The following is a 4683-nucleotide window of genomic DNA, read 5'->3' as shown; positions in this document are numbered from 1 at the left end:
TTCTGGAATTGGGTGTATGGTAACCTCAATTATCTACAGAAATCAGGGGGTGGCAATTTTTTTGCTTATAAAGCCCTCTAACATAGGATTTAATAACCTATTTTTATATAAAGTTTTGACAATACGTAATTTATAGAGGGAGGTTAGTTATGAAAATCCTAGTCACAGGCGCTGCCGGTTTCATCGGCATGTACGTAGCGAAACGCCTTCTCGAAGAAGGGTACTTTGTCGTTGGGAATCGATAATTTAAATGATTATTATGATCCTCAGTTGAAAAATGATCGTTTATTACAGCTTAGAGAGCTTGGGAATTTTGAATTTCACAAGATGGATTTAACCGAGCGTGACCGCTTGCGTCAGCTATTCTTAGATAAAGAGGTTACCCATGTCATCAATCTTGCGGCACAAGCAGGGGTACGGTACAGTTTGAAAAATCCGCATGTGTATATTGATTCGAATCTTGTTGGCTTTACGAATCTATTAGAGTCGTGTCGGGAACTTAATGTGAAGCATTTGATCTATGCGTCTTCGAGCTCGGTATACGGTGCGAATCGGAAAATGCCGTTCGCTACTTCGGATGAAGTGAATCATCCTGTTAGCTTGTATGCTGCGACAAAAAAGGCGAATGAACTGTTAGCTCACTCCTATAGTCATCTTTATCAAATTCCGACTACAGGACTCCGCTTCTTTACGGTTTACGGACCGTGGGGGCGTCCAGATATGGCGTACTTCTCATTTACGAAAAATATAGTCGAAGGCCAAACGATCAAAGTCTTTAATCATGGGGAAATGATGCGGGATTTTACCTACATTGATGATATCGTCGATGGGGTTGTCGCACTCCTTGAACAGCCGCCACAAGCTAATCCAAATTGGGACTTTGAACATCCTATGGCCAGCTCGAGTTATGCTCCTTATAAAATCTACAACATTGGAAACAATCAGCCCGTGAAGCTGATGGACTTTATCGAAACGTTAGAAAAGCATTTAGGCATCGAAGCGAAAAAAGAGTTTTTGCCGATGCAGCCAGGAGATGTCCAAGCGACGTATGCCGATATTGATGATTTGCAGCAGGCTACAGGCTTTACACCGTCCACCTCCATTGACGAAGGCTTAAAAAAGTTTGTCGACTGGTTTAAAACATATTACAATGTAGAAGCGGGTGTCCTTATCCAGAAATAGGGCACTTTCTTTTCGGCTTTTCCTTAAATCCTGTCGGCTGACAGGAAAAAAGAGATCGAGACCATAAGGATGTGTAGGAACGAATGAATATCACTATCGCAGGAACTGGCTACGTCGGGCTATCCAATGCTGTGTTATTGGCGCAGCATAATGACGTGATTGCCTATGATATTGTGCAAGAAAAAGTGGATATGATTAATAACTGTAAGTCTCCAATTGTCGATCGTGAAATTGAGGAGTTTCTCGCGACGAAAGAGTTGAATTTAACGGCAACGACGGATAAAGAAGCAGCGTTTAAAGACGCCCAATTTGTCGTAATCTCGACACCAACAAACTATGATCCAGAAAAAAATTACTTTGATACATCGTCTGTAGAAGCTGTTATTTCTGATGTGTTGTCGATTAATCCAAATGCAGTGATGGTGATCAAATCGACGATTCCTGTCGGATATACACGGGAAGTGAACGAGCGCTTCAATACAAAGAATATTATTTTCTCCCCAGAGTTTTTACGGGAAGGTTCAGCCCTATATGATAATTTACACCCGTCTCGTATTGTAGTCGGGGAGCGGACGCAACGGGCGAAAATATTTGCAGCTCTGCTCGTGCAAGGGGCGGTCAAAGAGAACATCGACGTATTGTTTACCGATTCGACCGAGGCTGAGGCGATTAAGCTGTTTGCCAATACGTACTTGGCGATGCGAGTGGCGTTCTTTAATGAGCTTGATTCGTATGCGGAAATAAAAGGGCTTGATGCGAAGCAAATCATCGATGGGGTCGGGCTGGATCCACGAATTGGAACGCATTACAACAACCCTTCGTTCGGCTATGGCGGCTACTGTCTACCGAAAGATACGAAGCAACTACTGGCGAACTTCGAGGATGTGCCAAATAACATCATTGGGGCGATTGTAGATGCGAACGACACCCGAAAAGATCATGTTGCCAATATGATCTTAAAGCGGGAGCCGAAAGTCGTCGGACTCTACCGTCTGACGATGAAAACGGGCTCCGACAACTTTAGACAGTCCGCGATTCTAGATGTGATGACACGGCTAAAAGACAAAGGTGTGGAAGTTGTCGTTTATGAACCAGCCTTGGATGCAACTGAATTTGACGGTTCAAAAGTCATCGAAGACTTTGCTGAGTTTAAGAAGATGTCTGATGTCATTGTAGCTAACCGTTTATCAGACGATTTAAAAGAAGTAGCGGAAAAAGTTTATACACGTGACTTGTACACCCGTGATTAAGCCGAATTAGAGGTTAAGCCAGTTGGCTTGGCCTCTTTCCTATTCGATTTTAGAAGCAAAGGACTACCGATATGCATAAACGTTTCTCTTGGCTTGCTGTCATTCTATGGATGACCTTGATCTTTTACTTTTCTCATCAACCAGCCACTGATTCAGCAAAGCTAAGCTCAGGGGTTACGGAGTTTCTTCTTGCTGCGATTCAACAACTTCTCCCACATGTCCAGCTGGACCTTGAGCAATTTCATACGATTATCCGTAAACTCGCTCATTTTTTCAGTTATTTTACCCTCGGATTACTCGTGTTTCATGCTTTAAGACAAACCCGCCCGAATCAAAAGAATAGTGGCTTAGCTTTGCTTATTTGCATGCTGTATGCCATTTCCGATGAAGTGCACCAGCTCTTTATTCCTGGGCGATCCGGGGAAATCCGTGATGTGCTCATTGATACTGTAGGCGCATTCGTCGGTATTTTCATCTACCGCATGAAACATAGACTGGGAAACAAACGACGAACCTTCTAATTCCCTCACATTTTGGGCAAAGTGTGAGGCTTTCTTTCCTCTTTTTTCTCCCTTTGTTGTTAAAACATTTGTTAAATTCCACAGTGTTACTGACGCCATATAAAGTCATGCGGAAGATGGGAAACTTTGTCCCGATATTGCTCCCTATTTTGTCCAAATGAAAGGGAAGCTTGGTTGTGCATCGCTTCCCTATTAATTACATATAAACTTGGTATTCTTCGTTCTTTCTCAAATTAAGTCGTATGCCCTCATCACCGATGGTCACATACCACTGTCTATCGAATTCGAGCTGACAAGGAAGGAAGACTCCTTCATCAAAACGCATATAAAATCGGGTTCCCTCATACAGGAAGCGGCCATATTCCCCTTTTACCAAAAGCCAACACTTCATAAGCTTAGAATAGGCGATAAACCGACATTCCCACATCAAGATAGTTCTCCTTCTATCACCTGTTTCACCATATGATCATCGATAATCCTGCGCTTATTCTGTGCCCCGTATAAAAGACTATGGGTACACACTTTGTTAATCAGCCGGGCGGAACCACTAGAAAAATTATAAATACAATCTACTGCCCCATCCGAAAAAATCTCCTGCTTCGCACCGGAATAGGACAGATGGCGCTTCATGTATTCCTTTGTCTCTGAACGGTCGTAATGAACCAGCTTGCACTGTAAGTCAATTCGCTGGCGGATCGCCGAATAAGACTGGAGCTTCAGGCGGTCCCAAAGTTCGTTTTGGCCGACCAGTATAAGGGCCATCGGGCTTTGAGCATCCATTTTAAAATTCAATAAGAACCGAACCTCTTCAAGCATTTCACGGTCCAGTAAATGGGCTTCATCCACTACTACAATCGGCTGAATACCATGGATTCCACGCATCAGTTCAATCTCTTTGTGGAGCTGCCTCTTCGCATCTCCTCGATAAAACTTAGATTCGCAGCCGAGCTGTTCAAGAACGCCTCTGTAAAAGTTCCTGGGCGTCAGCTTCGAATCGGAAATATATAAAAGCGAGAACTTGGAAGGATCCAGCCCATCCATAAACCGACGAATCGTGGTTGTTTTTCCTGTGCCGCAATCCCCTGTAACGACTCCAAATAGCTGGCGTTCCGCAGCGTATTCCAATCTGCCCAGTGTCTCTTCCAGCAGGTAGGAATTATATAGCTCTTCCGTTGGAATAGCCCGGGAAAAGGGTGTATGAGTTAATTCATAAAAAGCTTCAAACATAGCCGTTTTCCTCCTTCCTTACTCTCCGGTAGGAGACGGCAGGGGCTTGAATCTGTTTCCGTTCTTCCAGTTTTTGTTCAGCTCCCTGTAGTAATCGGGAGTGGTCTGTTTCCTGGATCAGAAGGTGATCCGGCAGAACTGGTCTTTTGCCTGCGCGCTCTCCGATCTCCAGTTCTCTTGCTTTCCACGGAGAATGCCCTTCATATTCAATGGTTACTTCTGAAATGTCCGCCAGGTCATAAACCACTTGTACCTTCCTGCCAATAAACAAGAGACCCACTTCGTATTTCTTGCCCATAAAGCTGATACAGCCTGCTTTATCTACTTTTCTTTCTTCGCAATGCAAAAAGGCATTGGCCAGTACATCCACCTCAGGGAAACGAAGCGTTTTGGAATCGGACCGGAACGCAGCTTCAGGACTGGCTGCGTCCAAAGCAGAGTGGGGTTTATTCTGATAACATTCACTCAGCCAGGCCTGGAAGAGATGGTTAAACTGATCCAAT

4 protein-coding genes and 1 pseudogene are annotated in these 4683 nt (G+C 44.1%); 3 read left to right on the top strand and 2 right to left on the bottom strand.

What is annotated here, in order from left to right; all coding sequences use genetic code 11:
• Nucleotides 1–149 precede the first annotated feature (149 nt).
• The 3 genes and pseudogenes from E2L07_RS18610 to E2L07_RS18600 all read left to right on the top strand — a co-directional run bounded on the left by E2L07_RS18610 (nucleotide 150) and on the right by E2L07_RS18600 (nucleotide 2953).
• Nucleotides 150–1182: pseudogene (locus tag E2L07_RS18610) on the top strand (NAD-dependent epimerase).
• Between the two features lie 83 nt (nucleotides 1183–1265).
• Entirely contained in the window at nucleotides 1266–2432 is a 1167-nt protein-coding gene (locus tag E2L07_RS18605; protein WP_134230308.1) for a nucleotide sugar dehydrogenase, read from the top strand.
• A 71-nt stretch (nucleotides 2433–2503) separates the two neighbouring features.
• The gene (locus tag E2L07_RS18600) at nucleotides 2504–2953 is read left to right on the top strand and encodes a VanZ family protein (protein WP_134230307.1); all 450 of its coding nucleotides are present in this window, start codon (nucleotides 2504–2506) and stop codon (nucleotides 2951–2953) included.
• Between the two features lie 426 nt (nucleotides 2954–3379).
• Here E2L07_RS18600 and E2L07_RS18595 read toward each other — a convergent pair whose 3' ends face one another.
• Nucleotides 3380–4180 (bottom strand): ExeA family protein, encoded by an 801-nt coding sequence (locus tag E2L07_RS18595; protein ID WP_134229027.1) that lies wholly within the window; start codon nucleotides 4178–4180, stop codon nucleotides 3380–3382.
• A partial coding sequence (locus tag E2L07_RS21365; protein ID WP_243855002.1) for a Mu transposase C-terminal domain-containing protein occupies nucleotides 4173–4683 on the bottom strand: 511 nt, incomplete at its 5' end. The genes E2L07_RS21365 and E2L07_RS18595, both read right to left, overlap by 8 nt.

It is taken from the genome of Halalkalibacterium halodurans, assembly GCF_004376175.1.
Lineage (GTDB): Bacteria > Bacillota > Bacilli > Bacillales > Bacillaceae_D > Halalkalibacterium > Halalkalibacterium halodurans.
This window is presented reverse-complemented; position numbering and strand designations above follow the sequence as displayed.